Source organism: Sphingobium sp. YR768, from assembly GCF_900111125.1.
In the GTDB taxonomy this organism is placed as follows: Bacteria; Pseudomonadota; Alphaproteobacteria; order Sphingomonadales; family Sphingomonadaceae; genus Sphingobium.
In genome coordinates, this window is the sequence record NZ_FOGE01000006.1 from 153,742 (window position 1) to 178,855 (window position 25,114).

Consider the following 25,114-nt stretch of genomic DNA (forward strand, 5'->3'; position numbering starts at 1 on the left):
TTTAAGCGGTCACGATCCATTCGTCCCTGACCGCGACGGGCCAGGACATCAGCGACTGGCCCATACAGGGGCCGGCACGGCACGCGCCGTCCTCGATCTGGAACAGCGCACCGTGCCAGCTACAAGCGATCCACTGGCCGTCAGGCGCCAGATACTCGTCCAGCCGCTGCGCCAGCGGCAATCCGGCATGAGGGCAGCGGTCGACATAACCATGCACCCTGTCGCCTGACCGCACGATAAAGCCATGGAAACGCCCCGCCCGCATTTGCAGGACGAAATTGCGTGCGCTGTGGTCAGCCATGGTATCGAGCCGGCAGAGTTGCACGCCGGCGGGCGTTTCGGTCAGTCTGGCGACGGCATCGCTCACGGATCAGCGTCCGGCTGCCTGTCAGGATGCGCCGCCATGACAGCGGGCAGACGACCGGCGGCCTCTCCGGCGGCGACAAGGCGCGGATAAGCCGACAGGTCGACGCCAAAGCGCCGTGCGCTGTAGATTTGGGGGACGAGATAGCAGTCCGCCATCGTCGGACTGTCGCCGAATGCGTAAATGCCGCCGTGCTGGACTATGAGGGTTTCCAGCGCTGCGAAACCGTCCCTGATCCAGTGCGCCGTCCATGCCTCAACCTGTTCCGGGGAAGCAGCAAGATCGCTTCGCAGTGCATTGAGAATACGTAGATTGTTCAACGGATGGATGTCGCATCCGATCAAAGCTGCCATCGACCGCACGATGGCCGCTTCATCCGGATCGGCGGGCAGAAGGGGTGGAGCGGGCCAGCGGGCTTCCAGCCATTCCAATATGGCCATGCTCTCGATGATGCTCCGCCCTTCATATTCGATCGCCGGGACCAGGCCATGGGGCGCTATCGCCAGATAGTCTTGCAGCCGTTGCGCACCGGTACGAAGATCATGCGTTATCTGCCTATAAAGCAGGCCTTTCAGGTTCAGAGCGATCCGCACCCGATAGGCGGCACTGGAACGCCAATAGCCATGGAGAAGCATCTCGCTCATCGCGCGGGCAGAACAATGGCACGGCACGCGCCAAAGCCGATCGAGGCGAAACCCTCTGCTGATGCGCTCGCCCGCAACAATATTTCGTCGCCATCCTCAAGGAAAGTGCGGCGCTCGCCGCTTGGCAGGATGATCGGATCGCGCCCGCCCTGCGTCAGTTCCAGCAGGCTGCCAAAGCCGTCCCTTGTCACCGCTGAAATGGTGCCGGTGCCCAGCAGATCGCCGGGATTGAGGTTGCAGCCATTGGCGGTTTGGTGGGCCACGATCTGATTGATGGTCCAGTACATATTGCTTGCCGGGCCATGGCTCAGGCGAAACGGCGCCATGCCTTGCGCCCGCATCTTTTCACTGGAGATCAGCACTTCGAGCAAGATGGAAAGAGCACCATGCGCCTGATCGTCGGGATCGAACAGATAGGGCAGGGGGGCGGGATCGCCTTCCGGCCGCGCAGGCTGGGCGACGCGGAAAGGCGCCAGCGCCTCGCGCGTAACCACCCAGGGCGAAATACTGCTGTGGAAACTTTTTGAAAGAAACGGCCCAAGCGGTTGATATTCCCACGCTTGTAGATCACGCGCCGACCAGTCGTTCAGCAGGCACAGGCCCGCCACATGATGCCCGGCCTCCGCGATCGGGATGGGCGAGCCCAGTTCATTGCCCGCGCCGATCCACACGCCCATTTCCAGTTCATAGTCGAGCCGGGCCGTGGGCGCGTAGACCGGGCTGTCGGCATCGGGCGCCTTGCGCTGTCCACTGGGGCGAACGAGCGGCACGCCGGACGGGCGGATCGAGGAAGCCCGGCCATGATAGCCGATCGGCACATATTTATAATTGGGGAGCAACGGATTGTCCGGACGGAATTGCCGCCCGACATTATTGGCATGATGGATGCCGACATAGAAATCGCTATAGTCGCCTATCGCCGCCGGTAGGTGGAGCGTGCAGTCCTGCGCAGCGTGGAGTTTATCTTCGACCGATCCCCGCTTCGCCGGTTCCGAGAGCAGCACGGACAGTGCCTTGCGCAGATCGGTGCGAACAGCAGCAGAGGCCCCCATCAACCGATTAAGCCTATTGTCTCCACAAAGGTCCGCGACCGCCTGCGGCACCAGCCCTTCTTCAGCGCAGGCCGCCAGATCGAGAATATAGTCGCCGATCGCAACACCGATGCGCGCGCCGCCGTCCGCAGGGGAAAAGATACCGAAGGGCAGATTCTGGATCGGAAAATCGGCATGGCCGTTCGCGCTGTCCACCCAGCTTGTCAGCGCCGGATCATGCGTCTCATCCGTCTGCCACCAACTCATGCCCCATGCTCCGGGCCAGACGGCAGTTGCGCCTTGGGAAAGTCCTGCCAGCAAGCATCATAATCCTTCTGCAGCAACGGCGTGTCCATCGCCCAGCGGGTCGGCGCGAAACAATGGCGGCTCTCGAACATGAAGGCCATGCTATCCTCGATCTTGTGCGGTGAAAGGTCGGCGGCGACGGCCCGGCCATGGCTCTCGCGGTCCGGGCCGTGCGCCGACATGCTATTGTGCAGCGATGCGCCGCCAGGCGCGAAGCCGCCCGCCTTGGCATCATATTCGCCCTGAATAAGCCCCATAAATTCGCTCATGACATTGCGGTGGAACCAGGGCGGGCGAAATGTATCCTCCGCCACCATCCAGCGCGGCGGGAAGATCACGAAATCGATATTCGCAGTGCCGGGCGTGTCGCTGGGCGATGTCAGCACGGTGAAGATCGACGGGTCGGGATGGTCATAGCTGACCGTGCCGATCGTATTGAAACGACGCAGATCATAGCGCATCGGCGCCAGATTTCCATGCCAGGCAACCACGTCGAACGGGCTGTGATCGATCATCGTCGACCAGAGATTTCCCTGGAATTTCTGGATGATCTCGAACGGTCTTTCCAGATCTTCGAAAGCGGCACCCGGTGTCTCAAAATCGCGCGCATTGGCAAGGCCGTTGGAACCGATCGGCCCCAGTTCCGGCAGGCGGAACAGCGCGCCATAATTTTCGCAAACATAGCCGCGTGCCGTCCCGTCGGGCAATTCGACCCGGAATCGCATCCCGCACGGGATAAGGGCGATCTCCAGCGGCCCGATAAGCAGGACGCCCAGTTCCGTCACCAGCCGCAGACGCCCCTGCTGGGGAACGATCAGCCATTCCCCATCGGCGCAGAAGAAGGCGCGATCGACCATCGACGTCGTCGCGGCATAGAGATGGATGGCACAACCCGTTCCGCTGGCAGGGTCGCCATTGCCGGCATAGGTCGTCAGCCCTTCGATAAAATCGATCGGCCCCTCCGGCAGCGACAGGCTGTCCCAGCGCAGCCGGTTGGGCGATACGGGACCATTTTGAAACGGCCCGGATCGGATCAGCGTTTCGCGCGCGAAGGGACGAAACGGCCCATGCGCGGCGGAAGGACGCATGCGATACAGCCAGCTTCGCCGATTTTCCGCGCGCGGTGCCGTAAAGGCCGTGCCGGAGATTTGTTCGGCATAAAGGCCATAGGGCGCATGCTGGGGCGAATTGCGGCCTTGCGGCAAGGCGCCGGCAATCGCCTCGCTCGCATGATGGTTGCCGAAGCCGCTTAGCGTCGAGGCGTTCTGCTCAGGCATCGACCGTGATCACGCCACGCCGGATCTGGTCCAGTTCGATGGATTCGAACAAAGCCTGGAAATTGCCATTGCCAAAGCCCTCATTGCCCTTGCGCTGGATAATTTCGAAGAAGATCGGGCCGAACATATTTTCAGTGAAGATCTGGAGCAATATGCCTTCGCCCGTCTCGACCGATCCGTCGATCAGGATGCGGTTGCGGCGCAGCCGCTCCAGATCCTCGCCATGGCCGGGCACGCGCTTGTCGACCAGTTCATAATAGGTCTCGATCGTGTCCTGAAGGCGCACGCCGCGTGCGCGCAATTTCTCGACCGTCTCGAAGATATTGTCCGTCGTCAGCGCCAGATGCTGAATGCCTTCGCCATGATATTCGCGGATAAACTCCTCGATCTGGCTCTTGTCATCCTGGCTTTCGTTCAGCGGAATACGGATCGCCTTGTCCGGCGCGATCATCGCCTGACTGAACAGGCCGGTCGCCTGTCCTTTGATATCGAAATATTTCTGCTCCTCGAAACCGAAGAGCGTGCGGTAGAATGTGCTCCACACCCGCATCTGGCCACGGCGGACATTATGGGTCAGATGGTCGAGCAGGTCGAGGCCGACGCTATTGCGCGCTTCCGCTTCCTGCCAGCCGGGAAATTCCGCCCAGTCGGCATAGGGATCTTCGCCGTCGCGGATGAAATAGAGATAGGAGCCGCCAATGCCGCGAATGACGGTATCGTCTTCCTCGGTCCGTTCCGCGCCATGCTCCAGCGCCCATTGCAAAGCCGCCTGCGGATCGGCGACGCGGAAGGCCATGGCACTTGCCGACGGACCATGTTCGCCGCGAAAGGCAGCGACACGGCCGGCATCGTCGCGGTTCAGCATCAGGTTGATGCGTCCCTGCTTGTAGCGGGTGATATTCTTGCGCGGATGGCGGTGGCTGGCGACGAACCCCATCTCCTCGAATTGCCGGGCCATCGCCTCCGGATCGGGGGAGGTGAATTCTACAAATTCGAAACCGTTCAGACCCAATGGGTTATTGGACGGAGCTTCCAGCATGACTGCATTCCTCTCTTATATAGTCAGATAGGGCGCGATCCCGCGCGTAAAGGCGGGAATTATATCGATCGTCAGCCCCGCAATATTGATCCGCCCGTCCTGCGCCATATAGATGCCGTGTTGTTCCCGCGCGGCGATGACCTGATCGGAGGAGAGCGGCAGCAGCGCGAACATGCCGCGCTGACTGGCGATAGGCGCCAGTTGCGGATGGCACGCGCTTAGTTCCATCCGCAGGCCGTTCAGGCGGATACGCATGGCGTCCAGTTCCGCCATCCAGTCGGCGCGCAAATCCGGATTGTCGAGGATGACCCGCACGACCGCCGCACCATGATCCGGCGGCATCGACCACAGGCCACGCGCGATCGCCAGCATATTGCCCTTGGCAATAGCGGCCCCGGCGCCGGACCGGGATTGCACCCACAGCGCGCCGACCCGATCACGATACAGGCCGAAATTCTTGTCGCAACTATAGGCGATCAGCGCTTCGGGCAGCCGGGCGAGCATCATCCGGGTCGCAGCGGCATCCGCATCCAGTCCGTCGCCCAGCCCCTGATAGGCCAGGTCGATGAAAGGGATCAGACCGCGCCGTTCGCACAGGGCGGCTATGTCCCGCCACTGATCGGCCCCGAAGCCCGCACCGGTCGGATTATGGCAACAGCCGTGCAGCAACACTATATCGCCGGGCATCGCATCGCTCAGGTCGGCCATCATCGCGTCGAAATCGATCCGGCCGGTGTCGCGATGGTAAAAGGCGTGCGGCTGGATAGTCAGGCCCGCCGCACCGAAAATCGGCATATGATTGGGCCAGGTCGGCGTCCCGATCCACACCCGCGCATCCGGCCGGGCGCGGGCGATCAGTTCTGCGCCCAATCGCAATGCCCCTGTTCCGCCAGGCGTCTGCACGCCAGCGAGTCGGTCCGTATCCGTGGCATCGGTCCCCAGCAGCAATTCCGCCAGCAATTCCGTGTAGCGTGCGTCGCCCTCCGCACCGAGATAGGCCTTGCTTTGCTGATCGGCCACAAGCCGCGCCTCGGCCGCTTTCACCGCCCGCATGACCGGCGTTGCGCCATGGTCATCGCGGAAGACGCCAACGCCCAGATCGATCTTGTCCGGCCGCGGATCGGCCCGGAACGCCGTGATCAGGCCAAGCAGGGCATCAGGCGCCTGCGGTTGCAGGGCATCGAACAGGGCGTCCTGCGTGTCGGTAAACAGGGTCATGCCGGCAGCGCCTTCGACCGGGCATAAGCCTGCGTACCCCGATGATGGACCCGATCGTCCGGCAGGATCGTGTCGATATCGAAATCGGGCGCATCGGCGAGTTGCGCATAGATGGGCGCAAAATCTGTTTCCACGGTCTGACGCAAGAGATCCTCGAAGCTGTCGATGATGAAATAGGTCTGTTGATAATCGTCGATCCGATATCGGGTCCGCATCACCCGCCGCAGGTCGAAGCCGATCCGGTTGGGGGAGGGGTCGTCCAGCGCGAACAGGGATTCCCCGTGCGAAGACACGATGCCGGCGCCATAAAGTTTCAGCCCGCCATCCTGCCGGATCAGGCCGAATTCGACCGTGTACCAATAGAGACGCGCAAGCCTCTCGATCGCGCCCAGCCCATCCGCGCGCAAACCGCCCCGCCCATAGGCCTGCATATAATCGGCGAAGACCGGGTGGGCGAGCAGCGGCACATGGCCAAAGACGTCATGGAAAACATCCGGCTCCTGTAGATAATCTATCTGCTCTGGCGTCCGTATGAAGCGCCCGGCGACAAAGCGGCGATTGGCCAGATGCTCGAAAAAGACATGATCGGGCACCAGACCCGGCACGGCCACGACCTGCCATCCGGTCGCCTTCATCAGCCGTTCGGACAGTTCCTCAAAATTCGGGATGCCCGGCCGGGTCATCCGCAAGATGTCCAGACCATCGATAAATTCGGGCACGACGCGGTCGGGCAGCATCTTCGCCTGCCGCGCGAACAGATGGTCCCACATGGCATGATCCTGCGGGCTGTAAGAGTCCCAGGCCTGGTCGATGGTCCAGTCCGTTGCCGCATCATCGGGCCGCATGATATGTGCATCCGTCATGGGATGACTATCTTACAAAAGCGCCAAATGATCTTCTCATAATGGAGGATACAGGCGGATTTTATGAGAAAATATATCGTAAATATGGATTGAAAGGAATGATATTGTCATGCTGCAATGCAAAACGACAATGATCTTTTCCAGCAGGGTATGGCCGTTTCACCAACCCTCCGGCAAACCGAGTCATAACTCGATAATATACATTATGTTAAATTTAATATCGTCCCGCAATCGTAAACACCTGTCTCACTCCCTGTCGCAGCAAAGCAGCAAAAAGGCCCCGTCACACCATGTGCAACGGGGCCTGAAATCCTTTCTCCGCGTTCAGAGGATCAGGACGGATCGCTCAGATAGAGCGGCATCGAATCCTCCCATTTGCTGTCGGTCAGCAGGCGCTTGTTCGATCCGTCCGCGTTCATCACATAGATCTGGCCATATTGCTGGAAGGTCTGGTCATAGAGCGCCGCTTCGTCGCGGAAGCCATGTTCCGACCCGCTCCACATGATCCGCCCGTCCGGCGACCAGACCGCATGGCCGTCGCTCGACGGATGGGTGGTCGCGCGAAACAGGCCGGTGCCGTCCGGCTTGATCGTGTAGATATCGAAATTGCCGTCCTCGCGCTTGCGGGTGAAGACGATGCGCTTGCCGTCGGGCGACCAGCCGGGGAGATTGTCCATCCCCTGCGTCAGCACCCGCGTCTTGCGCGTGTCGAGGTTCAGAACGCGCAGCCCCTTCTCCGTCTCGCTCCAGACGCGATAGACCAGTTCCTTGCCATCGGCCGAGTAGCTGGGGAAACCGGAATGGGTCGTGCCGTCGGTCAGTTGCTCCGCGCCGCTGCCGTCGCGACGGACGCGCCACAGCGCGGCGGTCATCTTGTCGCGCTCGGCGAACCAATAGCCCAGGCCAAAGGCGATCCACTGGCCGTCCGGAGACCAGCAGGGCTGGAAGGCGCCGGCAAGGCCCATCTGCACCTTCTTTTCGTCCAGGCCATTGCCACTGGATTCGAAGACCTTGCGCTTCTCCGACCCATCGGGCCGCATCACCCAGACCGAACTGTTGCCCAGCTGCTTTTCGGTGAAGACGATCCAGCCGTCCCGCGACAGCAGCGGGAAGACATCGACATGCTGATAGTCATAATCCTTGTCCCAGCTGAACAAGGGCTTGTACAGCGGCCGCACCGGCTTGAACGCGACCTTCTCATAGATCACCGACTTGCCGTCCGGGGTCCAACTCGGCGCACGGATGAAGGTCTGTTTCACTGCGGGGCGATCGGACGTATAGGCCAGCCCTTCATTGGGGCCATATTTCACCAGATAGCCGATCTCGCTATTGCTCAGAAATTGCGGCTGGAGCTTGAGGTCGGTGCCGCTCGTATGCTCCGTCCGCTCGCCGGTCGCGACATCGACCGACACGATCTGCGAATAGGCTTTCCCCACATAATTGGGCCGGCGTGCGCCCCATGTCGCCTCGACCGTCATTTCGTAAAAGACGATGCGCTTGCCGTCCGGCGACCATTTGGGCGAACCGAGGCAATAGCCGGGCTTGGACGCGACCTTGCGGAATCCGGTGCCATCGGGCTTGATGACATAGATGCTCAGTTCCTGGGTATGCTCCCAGCCCCTGCCCCCGTCATGGCCGGTCCATGTCGTGTTGCGATCGCTGGAAAAGGCGATCCACTTGCCGTCCGGCGACCATTGCGGGCGGAAATAGCAGTCGGGCATATCCTTCGTGCCCCGCACTTCGCCGATGCCGGTCAACTGCCTGACGCGGCCGGTGAACAGGTCCTGCAACCAGATATTGGCGCGATAGCCGTCCCGGGTCGACACGAAGGCCAGCGTGCGCCCGTCGGGTGAAAGGACTGCTGCGTCATCCATGCTGTCGGTGGTGACGACCGGAGCGATGCCGGTGCCATCAGGCCGAGCGCGGAAAATATCCGATTGCCCGTCACCACGCCGTTCCGACGTGAACAACAGCCACTGTCCGTCGGGCGAGAGCGATCCATTATATTCATAGCCCGTATCGACCAGCAGCTTGCGTTCGTTGCTGCCGTCCAGATTGGCGATCATCAGTTGCGAAAGGGACGGCGCGATGCGGTTCATCAGCATCACCCCCTTGCGGCCCAGCGGCACGTCGACCGCCCGCGCCGCCCCGGCCGCCAGTGCGCCCAGCGACAGTCCCATAAAATATCTGCGATTCATCATTCCTGCTCCAATAAAGTCCATCATAGAACCGGATCGCATCTGTCGGCGACCTCCCTCCTCATCCCATCCATTTGCTGACCGGCACGGCCGACTGCTCCAGCGGCTGTGCGATCACGTCGATCAGCGTGGGTCCGTAATGGGCCATGGCCTGCCGCACGACCCCGTCCAGTTCGGCCGGATCGCGCACCGTCCAGGCCTTCACGCCATAGGCCTCCGCAATCCGGGCATGATCCGTGCGCGTGAAATCGACCGAAAAATAGCGTTCGCCATAGCCATCCTTCTGGCTCGCCTTGATCCAGCCGAAAGAGGCGTTGGAAAAGACGATCATGGTGATCGGCAGCCCCTTGCGCACCATCGTTTCCATTTCACCCACGGCAAAGCCGAAACTGCCATCGCCCATCACCGCCACGACCTTGCGGTCCGGCGCCCCGATCTGCGCCCCGATCGAGGCCGGGAGCGAGAAGCCGAGCGCGCCATGCGCCCGGTTGGTGATGAAGCGGCCGCCGGTGGAATTGAACTGATAATGGCCGGAGAAATAGGGACAGGGCGTGCCCGGATCAGCCACGATGATCGCATCGGCGGGCAAGGCCGCCTGCAAGGCGGCGAGCACCCGCTCGGGCCGGATCGGCGTGTCGGTCGATGCGGCCAACCGGTCGAACCTGGCCCGCTTGGCTGCCTTCAGGCCGGCCAGCCGTTCCGCCGCGCCGCTATGCAGCCGCGCGACGGCCAGCCGCCGTTCGATCTCGATCTTCAGCGCCGACAGGCAGAGCAGCGCATCCCCGACAATCCCCGCCTCGACCCGGTAATTGCCCGAAACGACCATAGGATCGATGTCGATATGGACGATCGGCATACCGCGCGACGGCACCGTGCCATGTTCCGTAGTGGTCGACCCCGCCCGGCATCCGACGAAGATCACGGTGTCAGCGTCTGATATGGCCGCGCGCGTTTCGTCCGTGCCGCCATTGGCGCCGACCACGCCCACGGCCAGCGGATGATCGTCGGCAATCACGCCATGGCCGCTGACGGTGGAGGCGACGGGCGCATCGAGTATCTCGGCCAGTTCTCTCAGCACATCGCACGCACCCGACAGGATGACCCCGCCGCCGCAGATGAAGGCAGGGCGCCCGGCGGCCAGCATCACATCAGCCGCCGCTGCGATCAGGTCCGGGTCCGGGCCGGTGCGATAGGCGGGGAAACAGCCATGGCGTGGATCGGCCCAGACATCCGCCGCGTCGACCATCTGCTTTTGCAGGTCATAGGGCAGGCCGATATGCGCCGCCCCCGGCCGCCCCGTCGTCGTCGCGCGAAAGGCGGTGCGGAAGATATGCGGAATCTGGCTGACATGATCGACCACGGCATTCCATTTGGTCAGCGGCGCAAACAAAGCGCGCTGGTCCAGTTCGGTCAGCGGATAGCGGCCACGCGCCGTCACCGGCACGTCGGAGGTGATGGAGAGCAGCGCGACCGAACTTTCGTTCGCCTCGATCACGCCGGGCAGGATATAGGTCGCCCCGCCCCCGCTCGGCCCCTCGCACACGCCCACGCGGCCCGTCACCCGCGCATAGGCATCCGCCATATAGGCCGCGCTTCGCTCGTCGCGGGTCAGCACATGCTCCATGCCATGGTCCAGCCGGCACAGGGCATCGTAGAAAGGCAGGCTGGTGTCGCCGCACAGACCAAAGATATGGCGCACGCCATGCGCCTGAAGCGTGCGAACGGCGGCCTCGGCCCCGGTCAGGCTGTCGACGCTCATAAGAAAACCACCGCCTGCACCGGCTCTACCCGCTCCGTTCTATACTTATCGAACCAGAGGTCTACAGGCAGGGCGTCGCTGGCGAGCTATCAAAAGTCCGCTTGCAGCGATCAATGCCGCGCCCGCGCGGACGGATACGGGCGGGGCAACGTCTTTGCCCCTTCCTGATTGAGCAGAATGGAGAATAGCGCATCCTGCGCGGCTCCATCGGGGTGGTCCCTGTCGCACCAATCTATCGATCAGACAGAGCGATATTCCCGGTTTGGCTTGCGCCCGGCCGCCGCCTAGAAGGACATGCAGGGAAAGACAAGGAGTGACGACTATGGATGCGAAGACAACAGAAGCACAGGGCTGTCCAATGAAGGATAAGGCGGCACGCCGGACCCTGCTGGGTCGCACCAACCGTGACTGGTGGCCCAATCAGCTGTCGCTCGACATTCTTCAGCAGAACGGCCTGTCGGGCAATCCGATGGATGCCGATTTCGACTATCGCGCCGCATTCCAGACGATCGACTATGACGCGCTGAAGGCGGATCTGACCGCGCTGATGACGGACAGCCAGCCCTGGTGGCCGGCGGATTATGGCCATTATGGCCCCTTCTTCATCCGCATGGCCTGGCATAGCGCCGGTACCTATCGTACCGGTGATGGTCGCGGCGGCGCATCCTCCGGCTCGCAGCGTTTCGCGCCGCTCAACAGCTGGCCGGATAATGGCAATCTGGACAAGGCACGTCGGCTGCTGTGGCCGATCAAGCAGAAATATGGCCAGAAGCTGAGCTGGGCGGACCTGATGATCCTGGCCGGCAATGTCGCGATCGAATCCATGGGCGGGCCAGTCTTCGGCTTCGGCGGTGGCCGCGCTGATGTGTTCGAGCCGGAAAAGGACATTTACTGGGGCACGGAAGAAAATTGGGTTGGCGACGAAGCCAATGAAACCCGCATCCAGCCCGAAAAGGACATGGCGCTGGAAAGCCCGCTGGCCGCGATCCAGATGGGCCTGATCTACGTCAATCCCGAAGGACCGGGTGGCAATCCCGATGCGCTCCAGTCGGCCCGCGACATTCGCGAGACATTCGCCCGCATGGGCATGAATGACGAGGAGACAGCGGCGCTGACGGCGGGTGGCCATACCTTCGGCAAGGCGCATGGCGCAGGCGACGCCTCGCTGGTCGGCGCAGAGCCTGAGGGCGCGGACATCGCGCAGCAGGGGCTTGGTTGGCAGAGCGGGCATGAAAGCGGCATGGGCGATCATACGATCACCAGCGGCATCGAAGGCGCCTGGACGCCGACGCCGATTAGCTGGGACATGACCTATTTCGACATGCTGCTCGACCATGAGTATGAACTGGTCCGCAGCCCGGCCGGCGCCAAGCAATGGCAGCCGGTCGGCAATCCCGAAGAGACGCTGGCGCCCAAGGCGCATACCCCCGGCGTTAAGGTGCCGACGATGATGACCACGGCCGACATGGCGATGAAGGTCGATCCCGACTATCGCAAGGTCATGGACCGGTTCCGGGCCGACCCGGCCTATTTCGCCGACGCCTTCGCCCGCGCCTGGTTCAAGCTGTGCCATCGCGACATGGGGCCAAAGGCGCGCTATCTGGGGCCGGAAGTGCCGGCGGAAGATCTGATCTGGCAGGACCCGATCCCGGCGCATACTGGCGCCGTGACCGCTGATATCGCGGCGCTCAAGGACAAGATCGCGTCGTCGGGCCTGTCGGTGGCCGATCTGGTCAAGACCGCTTGGGCTTCGGCCGTGACCTATCGCGGGTCCGACCATCGCGGCGGCGCCAATGGCGGGCGTTTGCGCCTTGCACCGCAAAAGGACTGGGACGTCAATGAACCGGCGGAACTGGGCCGGGTGCTGGCGGTCTATGAAGGCATTGCGGCGGAGGCCGGCGTCTCGGTCGCCGATCTGATCGTGCTAGGTGGCAGCGTCGGCATCGAACAGGCGGCAAAGGCCGCGGGTCATGCTATCAGCGTGCCCTTCACGCCGGGACGGACCGATGCCTCGCAAGACCAGACCGATGTCGATGGCTTCGCAGTGCTGGAGCCGAAGGCGGACGGTTTCCGCAACTATCTCCAGGTGCGCTTCAACGTGCCGACCGAGGAATTGCTGGTGGACCGGGCGCAGTTGCTGGGCCTTTCCGCGCCGGAAATGACAGTGCTGGTCGGCGGCCTGCGGGTGCTGGGGGCCAATCATGGCGGATCTCTGGACGGCGTCTTCACGACCCGTGTCGGGCAATTGACCAACGACTTCTTCGTCAATCTGCTCGACATGAACACCGCCTGGAAGCAGGTGGACGATGCAGCGGACGAGACGTTTGTCGGCTCCGACCGGGCCAGCGGCGAACAGAAGTGGACCGCGACCCGCACCGATCTGGCGTTCGGCTCCAACTCGCAGTTGCGCGCCTTGTCGGAAGTCTATGCCGCGTCCGATGCGGGTGAAAAGTTCGTCCGTGACTTCGTGGCCGCCTGGGTAAAGGTCATGAACGCAGACCGGTTCGACCTTGTCTGAAACGTCACCGGCTGGCTTGCAGTTGCGAGCCAGCCGGATCAGACGTCGCTCATACCATCTGCTTCGCGATCATCCTGGCCCAGCGCGACAAACTGGTCGAGCAGCCACGATGCGGCCGGCCCCGGTGGTGTATCGCGCCGCCATATGCCGGAAAATCGATAGGTGCCGCCGGGATGATCGGGCATGACGAGCTGCACCAGCGTCCCCGCCACCAGATCGGCCTCGATCATCGGCAGCGGCATGTTGCCCCAGCCAATTCCCTCGCGCAGCAGCGCATGCTTCGCGCCCAAATCGGCGAGACGCCATGTCTTGGGGCTGCTGACGGAAAAGTCGCGTCCCTCGGTGAAGCGCGACCGGTCGGTCAGCACCAACTGGGTATAATCCCGCCCTGCCCCCGGCACGATCGCGTCCATCCGGCCCAGCGGATGGTCCGGCGCGGCCACGGGCACCATCGGCACCAGCCCCGCCGCCATGCTTTCAATCCCTTCGACACCGGCGGACAGCGGCCCTGAAATGCCGATCACCGCGCCCCGGTCCAGCACCATGGCAGTGATCGCGCCCAGCGCTTCGGCATGGAGGCGCAATTGCACCGTGGGGAATTCCCGTGCAAAGGCGCGCAGCACCCTGCCCAGCCGGTCGGCGGGCAGCATCACGTCGATGGCGATATTGACCTCCGCCTCCAGCCCGTCGAGCAACCCCTTCACCTTGGCTCGCAGCCCATCCATGCCATGCGATATGCTACGCACTTCCGCCAACAACGCGCGACCGGCGACGGTAAGTTGCGGCTTGCGCGTCCCTTCCCGCTCGAACAGCAGCAGGCCCAGTTGCGCCTCCAGATTGGCGATGCCATAGCTGATCACCGACACCGCCCGGTTGAGCGTGCGCCCAGCGGCGGCAAAACTGCCCGTGTCGACGATCGTCAGGAATATGCGCAACTGGTCGAAAGTCGGCGTACCGGGATTATTCACTTTTCGATTTCCTCGAACATAACGCCCTATTTTATCTCTCTGATCGGGAAAGTGTGCAAGGTCTAAAGACGGTTCCAACGCGAGGCGGCATTCCGCCCCCGCATGGAGACACGACCATGATCGAACTTCGTCCTTTCGACAGCCTCGGCGGCGCCAACCATGGCTGGCTCGACGCCAAGCATCATTTTTCCTTCGCCGGCTATCATGATCCCAAGCGCACCCATTGGGGCAATCTGCGCGTCTGGAATGACGACACGATTGCGCCGAACACGGGCTTCCCGCCGCATCCGCACCGCGACATGGAAATCATCACCTATGTGCGCGAAGGCGCGATCACGCATGAGGACAGCCTGGGCAACAAAGGCCGTACCGAAGCGGGCGACGTTCAGGTGATGAGCGCGGGCACCGGCGTTCGCCATTCGGAATATAATCGCGAAGATGTGACGACGAAGATCTTCCAGATCTGGATCATCCCCACCCGGCAGGGCGAAGCGCCCAGTTGGGGTGCCCGCCCCTTTCCCAAGGGCGATCGCGCCGGCCATTTCGTGACGCTGGCGTCGGGATATGACAATGACAATGACGCGCTGGCCATCCGCACCGATGCGCGGATCGTCGCTGCATCGCTCAAGGCAGGCGAAAGCGCCGAATATCCCATCGGGCGCGATCGCAAGGCCTATCTGGTGCCCGCCACCGGCGCGATCCAGATCGACGATGTCCGCGTCAACGCCCGCGATGGCGCCGCGATCAGCGACATCGACGTGATCCGCGTCACCGCGATCGAAGATAGCGAGATCGTTCTGGTCGACGCGGCCTGATCAAGTTGCGGGGAGCCTGATGCATTCAGGCTCCCCGCATCATTCTTCAATCGTTGACGAAGGTCAGCGATGCCATGTGGTAGAGAGTGGATACTTTCTGCCCCGCGAGAGTCAGGTCGCCCTTTTCCTCATGGGTTGCCGACAGGATGAACCGACCCTTGTCTTTCAGCGGCAAGGTGACGCGGCCCTGCGCGTCGGTGGTGAAGCTCTTCGACCATTTGTCGGGCGAAATTACCGTCACCTTGGTCGCGGCCAGCGGCTTGCCGTCGCGCAGCAGGGTGAAGCTGTCGGCATGAGCGGCGGTCGGAACGATTTCCAGCGGCAGGCCTGCCTTGGCTTCCGCGCGACCGGCACGGGCGTAATAGATCACGCCCTCCTTCTTGCCCTCTTCGCCCCAAGGCACGAACACGCTGTCATCAATGACGCGGACGTCCCCGGCAGGCACGGCCACTTCGATATAGCCCACCTTGCGGGTCTGTGCCGCGTGCGATGCGGGCACCAGACGCGGCGCTTTCAGCTTCTCGAACTCAGGATCGCCGCCCTCCGGCTGTACGTCGCCCGGTTCGCCCAGATAGATGCGCGCAGGGCCAGCGCCATCGCGCTCCACCCAGATTTCATGCGCCTGCGCGACCGAACCCAGGCCCAGCAGCACGGCCAGCAGCACCGACTGTTTCAGCATCCCTCTTATCCTTCCTATCTTCGGCGCAAATCGCCGCCACCCGGCCGATTCGATACCGCTGTACAGCTAATGCGACATATTCGCAATTCCATGCGCACGAAGATAGGCGGCCAAAGCTAGGATAACGCTGCTTTGACGGCCTGAAGAATATCGTCTGCCTCCGGCCGGTCGAGCCAGTCGGGGCTGACTTGCAGCCATAGCAACTCCCGCCCCGGCCCGACAATGGCGACCGCCGGTTGCGGCAATGCCCAGCTTCCCGTTCCCGTCACGTCGCCGATCCAGCCGGATGGCGGTGGCGATGGCTGATCATCGGGTTCGAAGGTGATGCCCAGATGATGGGCAAGCCCATTGTCCCGATCCGTCGCCACCCTGAAGGGCAAGGCATGGCGCGTCCTGATCTCGCGCAGCGCATCCGCTTTCTGCGGGCTGAGCGCGACCAGCCGAACGCCCTTGGCTGCGAGCGCAGGGAAGAGCTGTTCGGCATAATAGGGCAAGGCAAGGTTACAGGCCGGGCAATTGGCGAAGCGGAAATAGATCAGTACCGCCGGGCCATCTGCCGTCAGCGTGTCCAGCGACAGGCTGCCCCCGTCGACATCGTCGAAATCCGTGGGTGGCAGGATAGACCCCGCCTGCGCCACTGCCGCCGGATCGAACCGATCGACCAGTATCTGGCGCTGGCGGGCGTTGGCGGCCAGTTGCGCGGCGGGCCAGCTCCGTACCCGTTCCGCCTGCAGCGCGGCAAAACGGTCCTTGAGCGTTGCGGTGAGAAGTGTCGCCATCATGATCTCCTTACGGTCCGGATCATAGTGAAGCGCCCCACCGCCCCGCGCCAATGAGTGTTGCCCGGCCTATGTCGATGAATCTTTATAGTTTCATGCCGCGTCACGACGGGCCGAAGGGGCGTGGTGGCGGCTCGCCGGAATGGTGAGGCCCAGATTGCCGCGCAGCGTATCCGCCTCATATTCTGTACGGAACAGGCCCCGATCCTGAAGGATGGGTATCACTTCCTGCACGAAGCGCCTGAACTGCGCCGGATGGCCCAGATGGACGTTGAGGCCATCCAATGCACGCCCTTCGAACCAGCGCTGGATTTCATTGGCAACTGTCTCCGCCGATCCGACAAAGGGGCTGCCACGACCGGCGCGAACCCGTTCCACCGCCTGCCGCAGGGTCAGCCCCTGCTCGACGGCAAGATCAGTGACCTTCTTCGCCTGCGTGTAGAAGCTGCTCTTGGCATGCTCCAGCGCCTCGATCGGGAAAGGCGCATCGGGATCATATTGGCGGAAATCATGCCAGCCAAAGGGGCGGCCGAATTCGGCGAGGGCCTGATCGAAGCTTTGGTCTACACTGCGATAATGCTGCTGGATTGCCTGTGCGTCCGCATCGGTATCGCCCACATAGACGGAGAAGCCGGGCAGGATGACGATCTGATCGGGATCGCGGCCTTGACGCACGGCGCGCCCCTTCAGGTCGGCATAGAAGGCCTGCCCCTGTTCGATCGTGGCGGCATGGGTGAAGATAGCGTCAGCGATGGTCGCGCCCAGATCACGCCCCTGATCGCTGTCGCCCGCCTGGAAGATGACCGGCTCCCCCTGCGGCGACCGCTGGAGGTTAAGCGGCCCGACCACCTGAAAAAATTCGCCATCATGATCCAGCCGGTGCAGCTTGTCGGCGTCAAGGAACTGGCCGGTCGCGCGGTCGCGGACCAGCGCGCCCTCTTCCCAGCTCGACCAAAGGCCCCGGGCGACGTCGAGGAACTCGACCGCGCGGCGATAACGAGTGTCATAGTCAAAATGTTCGGGCAGGCTGAAATTGCCCGCGGTCCCTGCGTCCCCACTGGTCACGACATTCCATCCCGCACGCCCCTTGCTGATCAGGTCGAGCGAGGCGAAACGGCGGGCCAGATTGAAGGGATCATTATAGGATGTCGTCAGCGTGCCGACCAGACCGATCCGGCTGGTGGCCACGGCCAGCGCGGACAGCAAGGTCAGCGGTTCCAGCCGGTTGAGATAGTGCGGCGGCGAATGGGCCGTGATGAACTGGCTGTCGACGATGAAGACGAGGTCGAACTTGGCCGCCTCCGCCTGACGCACCACATCGATATACCAGTCGATACTGACGCTGGCGTCGACCGGAATGTCGGTGTCCAGCCAGCGATTGCTGTCGCCGGGGCCACCGACACCCGTGGGAACGAGGCCGAGTTTGAGCTGACGCTGCGTCATGCAAAATATCCTTGGAAATCAGATGTCGTAACCGGGCGCCTGACGCTGCGCCTTGCGCAGGGCGGCTTCCCAGACGAGGTCGTAATGGGATTTGGCGCCTTCCACCGGCTTGCGCTCCCGGCTCATCTGGCGGCGCACTTCCTCCTGTGCTTCCTCGGGCGCGATCAGCACCTTGTCGCGGCCGATGCTGAGGCTGCGCACCTGCGTCTTGCAGGCTTCCTCCAGATGATAGATGCCGCTGAACGCCTCACCCGGCGTCGATCCGATCGCCAGCGTGCCATGGTTGCGCAACAGCATGATCTTCGTGTCGCCAAGGTCCGCGACGATGCGTTCCCGCTCATCGAGATTGAGCGCGACCCCTTCATAATCATGATAGGACAGGCGCGGGATCAGCGACAAGGCGCGCTGGTTGAGCGGCAGCAGTCCTTCGGCATGGGCCGACACGGCCATGCCGTCAGCGCTGTGGAAATGGGCGATATAATGGGCATCGTCGCGCGCGCCATGGATCGCGGAATGGATCACATAGCCGGCATAGTTGATGCCATAGTCGCTCTCGCCGATCACATTGCCGTCCAGATCGACCTTGACCAGGCTGGACGCGGTGATTTCATCGAACATCAGGCCAAAGGGATTGATCAGGAAATGATGATCCGGCCCCGGCACCCGCGCAGAGATATGGGTGTAGATGAAATCATCCCAGCCATAGAGGGCGGACAGGCGATAGAAAGCGGCGAGGTCGACGCGAACCTTCCATTCCGCTTCGCTGATGCCGGACTGACGAAACCGATCGTCTTTCAAAACTGTGGCCATGGATATGCTCCTTTGCGAGCATGTCTAGAGAGGCAACAGGCCGCCGCCCAATGAGAATGTCTGAAGTGTCGGCAAGCGCTGCTAATGCCGGGATGCGATTGCCTAAGTCCCAGTGGGTAGATTGGCCTGCGCCTGTCGCCACCGCCGGTAGCCCAATATCGCGAGCGCGATCATCGCCGCATAAAGGCCAGCCGTCAGCCACAACTCCTTGAAGAGGAACATGCCGACATAGAGCGTATCGACCGCGATCCACAGCAGCCAACTGGCCGCATGGCGCCGCGCCGTCCAATATTGCGCGACCAGACTGAAGCTGCTGAGCCCGGAGTCCATCCAGGGTAAGGCGGCGTCGGTATAGCGACTCGTGCCCCAGCCTATCACTGCTGCACCGATCGCGCCGATCGCCAGTCCCGCCCATGCCCGCGCAGGCCGCAACGGCTCCACGGCAATCTCGCCCGTATCACTCCTGCCCCGCGCCCATTGGAACCAGCCATAGAGGATGGCAGCACCGAACAAAGCCTGAAGCACCATGTCGGCATAGAGGCGCACATCAAGGAACAGCTTGAAATACAGCGCGCAGGCCAGAAAATTGACCGGCCAGCACAGCATCCGGCGTTTGGCGGTCAGCCAGATGCCCAGAAAGCTGATGGCAACGCCGGCGATTTCCAGAAACGACATCAGGCCAATGCTCCCCGGCGCAATTCTGCCAGAAAGGCCTGTCCGGGCGAGGACAGGAACCAGCGGGCATGGTCGATCAGATAATCCTTCCACGCGATCATGGCCGCATCGCGATCGGCCAATATGCCGGCGAAATAGTCGACTTCCGACAGGGCGAACTCGATATGGACAAGTGGCAGCAGGCGGATGATCGTCGCCAGATCGTCCCGACCTAGCGGCAAGATCGATCGATAGCCCGCAAGGATCGAAAGTGCCGCGTCGGCATCGGCGATACCGCGCCATATCCCGCCTTTCAGTTCCAGCCAAGGAATGGCGCAGCGCTCGATAGCGGTCGCGATATCGTGAAGCGCACAGGTCTGCGTCGCCAGCCCGAAATCGAAGATGCTGCTGACCGTGCCGTCCACCGACCAGAGAAGATTGGTCGGATGCCAGTCATTATGGGTCCAGAGCGCCGGCTGTCCTTCCAACCGTTCGGCCAGCCCCTCCCCCAGTGCTCCGAACAGGTCCGCCAGTTCCTGCCGCCATGGCTGATCGGCCAGAAAATCGGCCACCGCCGGACGCTCCGCCATATAGGCCTGCGTCGCCGCCAGGGGATCACGCGCCGGCAGGATGGCGAAGCTGCTTACAAGCGGATGCGGTCCGCGCGGCAGTGCGCTGAAATCGCGCGCGGCCACATGCAACCGCGCCAAGGCTGCGCCCGCCGCATAGCCATGATCATGCGTCAGGAAGGGTGTCCATGACTGGCGATCGCGATAGAGGTCGGCGCCCGGCGCCTTGCGGTGCAGTTCATAGCTCCAGTCGCCCAGCGCGATCGCACTGGCGCCGTTGGCCACCTCCAGCACCTGCGGAACGGCCACGCCGCCAGCGCGCAGATGCGCCATGAAGCCATGTTCTTCCGCAAGTGCGGCCGGTGTGCGGAGTGACTGATGGTGGCGCTTCAGGAAGAATTCGCCCCCGCCGGTCCGTGCCAGCGTCGCGGCTGAAAAAGGGCGCGGCGAATGCCAGTCCAATCCGATCAACCGACCCGCAGCCGGAAAATGGGCGAGCGCCGCCTCCGCCTCGGCCATGGTGATGGCGGGCCATGTCGGGGCCTCCATCGCCATCCCCATGCCATGGACGAGGTGAGACACCGCGCCGCTCATGGTCAGAAGGTCCGGGACAGCGTCGCCACGAACGCCCGGCCGCTGCCGATATAATAGGTCGGCGCCGAACCGGAAATCAAAGTGCCGTTGCGACCGGTCACGTCCTGTGCATTGCTGCTGATCGCCTGAACGCCCGACAACACATGCGGATTGGTGATATTGATCGCGTTCAGGCGCAAATCGGTGCGCTGCTTGTCGATCAGCCCGGCCAGATGCACGCCGATCGACAGGTCCAGCGTGGCATAGCCCTTGATGCTCTCATCATTCATGAAGGTCGCATATTGGCGGCCGACATATTTGAGCGCGCTGCTGCCGAACAGCCGGCCGTCATCATAGGTGGTGCCGACGCCGAACTGGAATTGCGGGCTGGAAACGGTGCGCTTGCCTTTGGTCGGCAGATAATCGCCATTGACGGACAGGTCGTCATCCTGCCGGGTATGCAGATATTCGCCGGAGATATAGATGCTCATGCCCTTGGCCGGACGATAGTCGATTTCGCCGTCCAGCCCATAGGATGTCTGGCTGCCGCCATTGATCGTGGAATTGACCAGCGCGCCGCCGCTATTGACCACCGTCGCCACCTGACGATTGCGGAAATGATAGTGGAAGCCGGTCAACGAGAAGGACAGGCTGGGACCGATATAGCGATAGCCTACTTCCTGCGAGACCGAATATTCATTCTTGAGCGCGCTCGTCCCCTGGCTGACCAGTTCGCCGCCATAATAGCTGTTATAGAGCGCGAATTCATTGGGCGTGCGGAAATTGGTCGTCACATTGGCGAACAATTGCTGCCGATCGTCCAGCTGATAATGGATCGCGGCGCGGGGCAGCGCGGCGAAGCTGTCGACATGCACCTTCGACTGCGGACCGGGCAGATAATTACGGCCGTTGCGCAGCAGGCTGACGCCCTTGAAACCGATATCGATGCCCAGTTTCGGCGTAACCGCGATACTGTCCGCCAGGAAAAAGCCCTTGGTCACGGTGACGGTGCGCTGGTTCTCATAGGCCAGCAGGCGCCCGTCGGGGGTGCGGATCGCCTTGTCCTGATAGCCCCAGGCATCGACCGGCTGCCCGTCCGCATTGACGGAAGTGTAGGACTGGGTCACCCGGTCGGTGCCATAATCGAACCACAGGCCTGCTACGATCTTGTGTGCGCCAGCCTGAAGGGTGAATTTGCTCACATCACCAAAGCGACGCTGTTTGCCCGTCCAGTTGCCCAGCACGGTCGCGACGCCATCCACGGCGCCAGGCAGCACGATCGGCTGGGTCAGCTCTTCGGTGCCCAGATAATTGCCGGTCGTGCTGAGCTGCGTGCCATAGGGCGAATTGCCATGGCCGAACTGGGCATAGGCGCTGCTGTCGAAGCTGAGGCTGTCGCTCAGTTTCAGATGGATGGGCGCCGCGAAATAGAGGTTGCGGAACGGCCCGCGATAGAGCTTCCAATAGCTGGTATCGCCGCCATTATAGCGTTCCGAAAAATTATAGTCGCGACCATAGGTCTGCCAGTCGGCCTTGCTGGGGCTGGGATAGGTCGATGTGATGGCGTCATTATAGGAAACGGCCAGGCTGGCCCGATTGCCATCGCCCCATTCGCGCAGGATCTTCGCGTCGATATGCTGGCGCTTGTCATAACCCGCCCCGCGCCAGTTATCCGCCCGGTTTTTCGAGTAGGAGAGGAACGCCTTGAGGCCGCTATTGCCGATTTTGCCCGTGTCCAGCCGCACGAAGGCGCGCCGTTCGTTATAGGAACCGACCGACAGGTTCACCAGTCCGCCAAATTCTGCCTTGGGATCGTCCAGCGTCAGGGACAGCAGGCCACCCGCCGCAGCCACCACCGGCGCGTCGATATCGGCGCTACCCTGCGCCAGCGCGATCTGGCGGACATTTTCCGCATCCGCAAATTGCGAGGGATAGGCATAATAATAGCCGATGTCATTTTGCGGCGCGCCCTCCAGCAGCACCCCGATCTGGTCCTGCCCCAGTCCGCGCATCGTCAGGCTGGATGTTGCGGACAGGCCATAGGGATCGCTGCTGGATACATTGGCGCCCGGCAGCAGGTTGACTAGCTGGAACGCGTTCAGCGTCGGTGCCTGCTTGATGATGAAGTCGATGGAGATGGCGCTCACCGCCTTGGGCGCGGTCTGATCGGGCAGCAGGCCTTCGGGATCGGGATGGCCAGTGACCTGGATCGTCGCGCGATCGCTATCGTCGCCATCGGCGGCCATCGCGACTGGCGCCATCAACAACAGCGGCGCCATCAGCGCGGCCCGACCAACAGAAACAAGAGCTATCTTCATCGTCACACGTCCACTCCACATGGAGGGACAGCAGACAGGCCACCAACCCTCCCTACGCCGGTATCAGCCGGATCAGGTTCAACGGGTCGTGGCCTGTCTGGCCAGCTCTCAGCCGCGTATCAGCGGCCCCCCGGGGATGGGCGGCCTCTAGTCGGTAAAATGCGACGTGAAAAGTCTTATTGGACAGGAATGCCGGTCATCGCGTCATTTTCATGACAGATTGGCCGCTATTTCCCAAAGCTGGTATCAAAGGCCTGCGCAACATCGCGCTCACCGCTGAGCAGGCCGGCCTTGCTAAAGCGCGCCGTAATCTCCTGCTCATGCGCCACGATCTTGGCATCGATCGGCTGGGACACGCGATTGTTACGGTCGAAACTGGCACGGGCAATGTCGAGCGGCAGGCCGGTCTCTTTCGCCAGCACCTGCGCAAACTGGTCGGGATGCGCCCGCGCCCAGGCTACCGCCTTCGCCTCGCGTTGCAGGAAGTCCGCCAGGAGGGCGTGCTTGGGCGCAATCGAATCCGCGTGGGCGATGTCGATATAGAGCGGCAGGCCATAATCCTTGGCGTCGATCACGGCGCGCGCGCCTTCCTTGATCGCGACATTGGTATAGGGCGTCCATATCGCCCAGGCATCGATCGAGCCGCTGTCGAACGCCGCCTTGGCATCGCCTGGCGTCAGGAAGGTGACGCGCACCTTGTCGGCCGGGATATTCGCCCGCTCCAGTGCCTGAAGCAGCAGGTGATGGCCGATCGAACCGCGCGTGGTGGCGATGGACTTGCCGACCAGATCCTGCGCGGACTTGATCGGTGACGCATTCTTGACCAGCACGGCCAGCGCTTCGGGCGCCTGATTGACCGGCGCCTGCACAGCGATAGCCTTGACCGGGCTGCCGCTCTGATAGGCAAAGATGAACGGGGCATCAGCCGCAAGGCCAAGGTCCGCCGCACCGCCGCCCACCGCTTCCAGCAGCGGTTGCGCTGCCGGAAATTCCGACCATTCGACCGTGTAGGGCGCGCCTTCCAGAGCACCCGAGGCGAGCATCATCGCCCTCACCTGCCCCTTCTGATTGGCGACGCGCAGGACATTGTCGTCACTCCGCTTAAAGGTCGCGGCGGCCAGGCCGAGGCCCGCCACCGCGACGAGCGCCGCCGACAGGATGGCGACTTTCTTCTTCGACATGGATCAGCCTGCCAGTGCGAGGCTGGATGCCTCACGCTCTGCCACCTTGCGGCGGACGATGGGCAGCAGTTCGCGGCCGTACAGGATGGAATCGCCCAGCGGATCGAACCCACGGATCAGGAAATGGTCGATGCCGATGTCATAATAATCAAGCATCGCGTCGGCCACCTGTTCGGGCGTACCGACCAGACCGGTGCTGTTGCCAGCAGCACCGGTCAGTGCGGCCACCCCGGTCCAAAGGCGCTTGTCCTGTCGATTGGTGCTGGCGGTGTCGAGCAGGCGCAGGGAGCCTGCATTGGGCGGGCGATGGCCGGTGAGAGGCAGGCCTGCGGCAATGCGATTTTCACGCACTTGCTCCTCGATCTCCGCCGCGCGCTTCCACGCGGCTTCTTCCGTATCCGCAATCACCGGGCGCAGCGACAGCGAGAAGCCGGGGTTGCGGCCATAGCGGCTCGCAGACTTGCGCACGGCCCGCACCGTGTCCTGCACCGCTTCGAGTGTCTCGCCCCACAGCGCATAGACATCGGCGTGGCGACCCGCGACATCGATCGCTTCGTCCGACGATCCGCCGAAGAAGACCGGCAGATTGTCGGGCTTGATCGCGCTGAACGCCTGACGAATGTCGTAGAATTTCCCCTGATGGTCGAAAGGCTTGGCCTCCGTCCATTCCTGCCGCAGGATGGTCAGATATTCATCGGTGCGAGCATAGCGCTGCGCCTTCACCGTCTGTGTGTCGCCGTCGCGCGCCATTTCCTCATCGGCGCCACCGGTGATGATATGCACCGCGACCCGCCCGCCCGAAAGCTGGTCGAGCGTCGCCAGTTGCCGCGCGGCCACCGTCGGCTGGGTAAATCCAGGCCGATGGGCGACCAGAAAGCCGAGCTTTGTCGTGATCGCGGCCGCATGAGCCGCCACGATCTGGCTTTCCGGGCTGTTCGATCCGAACGGGATCAGCACCCGGTCGAAGCCCCCCTCTTCCTGCGCCTTGGCCGCCGCGTTGACATAATCGGTGTCGAGCGCGCGACTGCGCACCGCCGCCTGCGTTTCCGAACCATTGTTGAAGCCGATATAGCCGATGAACTTGACGCTCATATGCTGTCTCCTGATA

General features: G+C 62.5%; 21 protein-coding genes and 1 riboswitch. Of the genes, 2 read left to right on the forward strand and 19 right to left on the reverse strand.

Going from position 1 to position 25,114, the window contains the following annotated elements:
* Nucleotide 1 precedes the first annotated feature (1 nt).
* The 9 genes from BMX92_RS10165 to BMX92_RS10205 all read right to left on the reverse strand — a co-directional run bounded on the left by BMX92_RS10165 (nucleotide 2) and on the right by BMX92_RS10205 (nucleotide 10,699).
* On the reverse strand, nucleotides 2–367 hold the full coding sequence (locus BMX92_RS10165; RefSeq protein ID WP_218145754.1) for a Rieske (2Fe-2S) protein: 366 nt from the start codon (nucleotides 365–367) through the stop codon (nucleotides 2–4).
* Complete coding sequence (gene maiA, locus BMX92_RS10170) at nucleotides 364–1,008, reverse strand: maleylacetoacetate isomerase (RefSeq protein ID WP_093015950.1); 645 nt, start codon at nucleotides 1,006–1,008, stop codon at nucleotides 364–366. The genes BMX92_RS10165 and maiA overlap by 4 nt, the downstream gene beginning before the upstream one ends.
* Nucleotides 1,005–2,306, reverse strand: coding sequence for a fumarylacetoacetase (gene fahA / locus BMX92_RS10175; RefSeq protein ID WP_093015953.1), 1,302 nt, complete (start codon nucleotides 2,304–2,306; stop codon nucleotides 1,005–1,007). Before fahA ends, maiA begins: the two co-directional genes overlap by 4 nt.
* On the reverse strand, nucleotides 2,303–3,622 hold the full coding sequence (hmgA, locus tag BMX92_RS10180; RefSeq protein WP_093015956.1) for a homogentisate 1,2-dioxygenase: 1,320 nt from the start codon (nucleotides 3,620–3,622) through the stop codon (nucleotides 2,303–2,305). Before hmgA ends, fahA begins: the two co-directional genes overlap by 4 nt.
* The gene (gene hppD, locus BMX92_RS10185; protein ID WP_093015959.1) at nucleotides 3,615–4,661 is read right to left on the reverse strand and encodes a 4-hydroxyphenylpyruvate dioxygenase; all 1,047 of its coding nucleotides are present in this window, start codon (nucleotides 4,659–4,661) and stop codon (nucleotides 3,615–3,617) included. Before hppD ends, hmgA begins: the two co-directional genes overlap by 8 nt.
* A 15-nt stretch (nucleotides 4,662–4,676) precedes the next feature.
* A complete protein-coding gene (locus BMX92_RS10190; RefSeq protein ID WP_093015962.1) occupies nucleotides 4,677–5,879 on the reverse strand; it encodes an amino acid aminotransferase in 1,203 nt (400 codons plus the stop codon).
* Nucleotides 5,876–6,742 carry a phenylalanine 4-monooxygenase gene (gene phhA, locus BMX92_RS10195; protein WP_093015965.1) on the reverse strand — a complete coding sequence of 289 codons (867 nt, stop codon included), beginning with the start codon at nucleotides 6,740–6,742 and terminating at the stop codon, nucleotides 5,876–5,878. The genes BMX92_RS10190 and phhA overlap by 4 nt, the downstream gene beginning before the upstream one ends.
* Nucleotides 6,743–7,074: 332 nt before the next feature.
* Nucleotides 7,075–8,943 (reverse strand): hypothetical protein, encoded by a 1,869-nt coding sequence (locus BMX92_RS10200; protein WP_218145755.1) that lies wholly within the window; start codon nucleotides 8,941–8,943, stop codon nucleotides 7,075–7,077.
* 58 nt (nucleotides 8,944–9,001) lie between these two features.
* Nucleotides 9,002–10,699, reverse strand: coding sequence for a thiamine pyrophosphate-binding protein (locus tag BMX92_RS10205; RefSeq protein WP_093015968.1), 1,698 nt, complete (start codon nucleotides 10,697–10,699; stop codon nucleotides 9,002–9,004).
* A gap of 322 nt (nucleotides 10,700–11,021) precedes the next feature.
* Between BMX92_RS10205 and katG the strand changes: the two genes are divergently transcribed.
* A complete protein-coding gene (gene katG / locus BMX92_RS10210) occupies nucleotides 11,022–13,217 on the forward strand; it encodes a catalase/peroxidase HPI (protein WP_093015971.1) in 2,196 nt (731 codons plus the stop codon).
* A gap of 38 nt (nucleotides 13,218–13,255) precedes the next feature.
* On the opposite strand, the gene BMX92_RS10215 is transcribed toward katG, so the two are convergent.
* On the reverse strand, nucleotides 13,256–14,185 hold the full coding sequence (locus BMX92_RS10215; protein ID WP_093015974.1) for a LysR family transcriptional regulator: 930 nt from the start codon (nucleotides 14,183–14,185) through the stop codon (nucleotides 13,256–13,258).
* 116 nt (nucleotides 14,186–14,301) lie between these two features.
* Here BMX92_RS10215 and BMX92_RS10220 point away from each other — a divergent pair, with 116 nt between their 5' ends.
* Entirely contained in the window at nucleotides 14,302–15,000 is a 699-nt protein-coding gene (locus BMX92_RS10220) for a pirin family protein (RefSeq protein ID WP_093015977.1), read from the forward strand.
* Nucleotides 15,001–15,046: 46 nt separating this feature from the next.
* Here the strand turns inward: BMX92_RS10220 and BMX92_RS10225 are convergent, their stop codons facing one another.
* The 9 genes from BMX92_RS10225 to BMX92_RS10265 form a co-directional block, all read right to left on the reverse strand.
* A complete protein-coding gene (locus BMX92_RS10225; RefSeq protein WP_093015980.1) occupies nucleotides 15,047–15,679 on the reverse strand; it encodes a DUF4198 domain-containing protein in 633 nt (210 codons plus the stop codon).
* A 116-nt stretch (nucleotides 15,680–15,795) separates the two neighbouring features.
* Nucleotides 15,796–16,461, reverse strand: coding sequence for a peroxiredoxin-like family protein (locus tag BMX92_RS10230; protein WP_256213361.1), 666 nt, complete (start codon nucleotides 16,459–16,461; stop codon nucleotides 15,796–15,798).
* Between the two features lie 90 nt (nucleotides 16,462–16,551).
* Nucleotides 16,552–17,901, reverse strand: a complete 1,350-nt coding sequence (locus BMX92_RS10235) for an LLM class flavin-dependent oxidoreductase (RefSeq protein WP_093015983.1) — start codon at nucleotides 17,899–17,901, stop codon at nucleotides 16,552–16,554.
* Between the two features lie 18 nt (nucleotides 17,902–17,919).
* Nucleotides 17,920–18,711 (reverse strand): class II aldolase/adducin family protein, encoded by a 792-nt coding sequence (locus BMX92_RS10240; protein ID WP_093015985.1) that lies wholly within the window; start codon nucleotides 18,709–18,711, stop codon nucleotides 17,920–17,922.
* Between the two features lie 102 nt (nucleotides 18,712–18,813).
* Nucleotides 18,814–19,386: a nicotinamide riboside transporter PnuC gene (gene pnuC / locus BMX92_RS10245; RefSeq protein ID WP_093015988.1), complete on the reverse strand. Its 573-nt coding sequence runs from the start codon at nucleotides 19,384–19,386 to the stop codon at nucleotides 18,814–18,816.
* A complete protein-coding gene (locus BMX92_RS10250) occupies nucleotides 19,386–20,528 on the reverse strand; it encodes a phosphotransferase enzyme family protein (protein WP_093015991.1) in 1,143 nt (380 codons plus the stop codon). Before BMX92_RS10250 ends, pnuC begins: the two co-directional genes overlap by 1 nt.
* A gap of 2 nt (nucleotides 20,529–20,530) precedes the next feature.
* Nucleotides 20,531–22,825: a TonB-dependent receptor gene (locus BMX92_RS10255; RefSeq protein WP_093015994.1), complete on the reverse strand. Its 2,295-nt coding sequence runs from the start codon at nucleotides 22,823–22,825 to the stop codon at nucleotides 20,531–20,533.
* Nucleotides 22,826–22,857: 32 nt separating this feature from the next.
* A riboswitch (TPP riboswitch) is annotated at nucleotides 22,858–22,968 on the reverse strand.
* Between the two features lie 84 nt (nucleotides 22,969–23,052).
* Complete coding sequence (locus tag BMX92_RS10260; protein ID WP_093015997.1) at nucleotides 23,053–24,006, reverse strand: ABC transporter substrate-binding protein; 954 nt, start codon at nucleotides 24,004–24,006, stop codon at nucleotides 23,053–23,055.
* Between the two features lie 3 nt (nucleotides 24,007–24,009).
* On the reverse strand, nucleotides 24,010–25,098 hold the full coding sequence (locus BMX92_RS10265; RefSeq protein WP_093016000.1) for an LLM class flavin-dependent oxidoreductase: 1,089 nt from the start codon (nucleotides 25,096–25,098) through the stop codon (nucleotides 24,010–24,012).
* Nucleotides 25,099–25,114: the final 16 nt, after the last annotated feature.